Genomic DNA, 705 nt, shown 5'->3' on the forward strand with positions numbered 1-705 from the left:
AAGAGCCGAAAGGACTTGGGCACGCAGTATGGTGTGCAAGGAAGTTCATTGGAAATGAGCCATTTGCGGTATTGCTTGGTGATGATATTGTACAAGCAGAAACACCATGTTTACGTCAATTGATGGATCAATATGAAGAAACACAATCATCTGTTATTGGTGTACAGACGGTACCAGAAAATGAAACTCATCGTTACGGTATCATTGATCCGGTCGAACAAAATGAACGACGTTATCAAGTACGTCAATTTGTGGAAAAGCCAGCTCAAGGAACGGCGCCATCGAATTTAGCAATTATGGGTCGTTACGTATTAACACCAGAAATCTTTATGTTTCTTGAGAATCAACAGACAGGTGCTGGCGGAGAAATTCAATTGACAGATGCAATTCAACGTTTGAACGAGATCCAACGTGTGTTTGCTTATGACTTTGAAGGAATTCGCTATGATGTCGGGGAGAAGTTCGGATTTATTAAGACGACGATTGAGATGGCGTTACAACATGAAGAACTGAAGGATGACTTAGTTAGGTATATGGTTGAGTTGGTTAGCAAAGAAAATATACATGTATAAATGTGAGGAGAGGGAAATTTGAGCTTGGTAAAAGTATCACGTGAAGATGTATTGGAGGAAAAAAATAGAGTTTTAGACACAAAAGAAATAAATGTACGTAAAGGATATTTAGTAACAAAACGTTTTGTTGATA

General features: G+C 38.4%; 1 protein-coding gene. It reads left to right on the forward strand.

Annotation, left to right across the window (positions count from 1 at the left end):
* Positions 1-572 (forward strand): UTP--glucose-1-phosphate uridylyltransferase (locus MR113_RS27290; RefSeq protein WP_242257481.1); only part of this gene is annotated, 572 nt, incomplete at its 5' end.
* Positions 573-705 lie beyond the last annotated feature (133 nt).

Source organism: Bacillus cereus group sp. BfR-BA-01379, from assembly GCF_022663605.1.
Lineage (GTDB): Bacteria > Bacillota > Bacilli > Bacillales > Bacillaceae_G > Bacillus_A > Bacillus_A mobilis.